The organism is Natrinema gari JCM 14663 (assembly GCF_000337175.1).
Taxonomy (GTDB): Archaea; Halobacteriota; Halobacteria; order Halobacteriales; family Natrialbaceae; genus Natrinema; species Natrinema gari.
This window is the reverse complement of record NZ_AOIJ01000007.1, coordinates 1-1,353: the sequence shown is the minus strand read 5'-3', so window position 1 is coordinate 1,353 and position 1,353 is coordinate 1. Positions and strand designations below refer to the sequence as shown.

General features: G+C 62.8%; 3 protein-coding genes. All 3 read left to right on the top strand.

All coding sequences use genetic code 11. The features are described from left to right. A partial coding sequence (locus tag C486_RS00180) for a hypothetical protein (RefSeq protein ID WP_008451571.1) occupies nt 1-412 on the top strand: 412 nt, incomplete at its 5' end. Beyond that, a complete protein-coding gene (locus tag C486_RS00175) occupies nt 413-703 on the top strand; it encodes a hypothetical protein (RefSeq protein ID WP_008451570.1) in 291 nt (96 codons plus the stop codon). It abuts the gene before it with no gap. After that, complete coding sequence (locus C486_RS00170; RefSeq protein WP_008451567.1) at nt 704-1,210, top strand: hypothetical protein; 507 nt, start codon at nt 704-706, stop codon at nt 1,208-1,210. The last annotated feature ends 143 nt before the right edge of the window (nt 1,211-1,353 follow it).

Genomic DNA, 1,353 nt, shown 5'->3' with positions numbered 1-1,353 from the left:
GGCCGACCACTACGAGACCGAATCGGAGCTCGTCGATGCTTTCCGCGAGGATGTCTCGTTGACCGACCACGATGGCGTCGGTCGGCGCACCTCACACAAGGTGTGGGACTACCTCGAATCCGAGTATCCCGAGGTCAATCGCGAGCGGATGGAACGCAGCGAGAGCTACTGCACCGAGTACACGACCGACCACGACCTCCCCGACCACTCGATCGAGGACGGTGTGACGTACTTCGCGTTCGTCTGTCCGCGGTGTGAGAACGTGAATCCGCTCGAGGGCGACCCGGAGGGCTTCGAGAATCGACCGTTCGCGTGTACGACCTGCCGGTGGGTGTCCTTGCTCGAGAAAGAGTCACTGCGGAACTTCGCCGAGCGCGAGCTGTCCGACGGCGACACGGAGGTGCCGGCGTAGATGTCCGAAAATGCCACCTACCGATACGTCGTCGCCTGCAAGGAGTGCGGTGTCTGTGACGACGCGACGTTTCCAGCGGACACTGTTGAATCGGCCGAACCAATCGACCTTGAGCGGAAGCCGGGTTATCTCCATTACGACCGGACCGGCCATACGTGCATGGAGGTCAACTACGACACCGCGCCGGGTGACATACAGCGGATGCTTGATGACGGCCGTCTCGAGGCGCTCGACTTTGAGCGGCTGGCAGAGTTCGTTGCTGGCCAAGATTCGGGGGAGGTGCCGGCGTAGATGTCCGCCGACCGAACCTACCCCGCCGACACAAGCATCCGACTCGCGGCCCGCGACGACGCCGAGGCGTACTACTTCAAGACGCCGGTCGGCAGCGTCATGCAGGTGCCCGCACTCGACGCCGAGCAAGCCCGCCAACTCGCGGCCGACGAGTATCGGGGCTTCGGTCCCGAGGCCTTCGAACGGGTTGACGGCTTCGGGAGTGAACACTACGAGGACTACCCGGACCCGGTCGAATCGGGGCGCGACGTGACCGAACACGACCTCTGGGGACTCCGGGCGGCCACACGCAAGGGCAGCCGCGTCGGACTCGAGGATGCAGATGACGATGTAAATTTCGCGTTCGTCTGCCCGCAGTGTGACAACAAGAATCCGTTGAGGGGCGATCCCGAAGGATTCGCAAACAAGCCGTTCGCGTGCCTCGAGTGCGAGTACTCCTCACTACTCCCGAGCGAAGCGATCCTCGAGTTCAAGCGTTCTGTAGATACTGGCCGAGGTGGCGAGTGATATGTCCGGAAATGAGACCCGTCACTGCACGGACGTTACTGACCACTGGCAGTGTGTCGAGTGCGGAGGATCGGGCTCGAGCGGAGTCCCGCGCTGTCCCGAATGCGGATCGATGCAACTCGGCCCGCCGGAGAAAATCACCG

Excerpts from the sequence above, each read along its gene's own strand:
- C486_RS00175 (WP_008451570.1), top strand. The coding sequence starts at position 413 with ATGTCCGAAAATGCCACCTACCGATACGTCGTCGCCTGCAAGGAGTGC.
- C486_RS00170 (WP_008451567.1), top strand. The coding sequence starts at position 704 with ATGTCCGCCGACCGAACCTACCCCGCCGACACAAGCATCCGACTCGCG.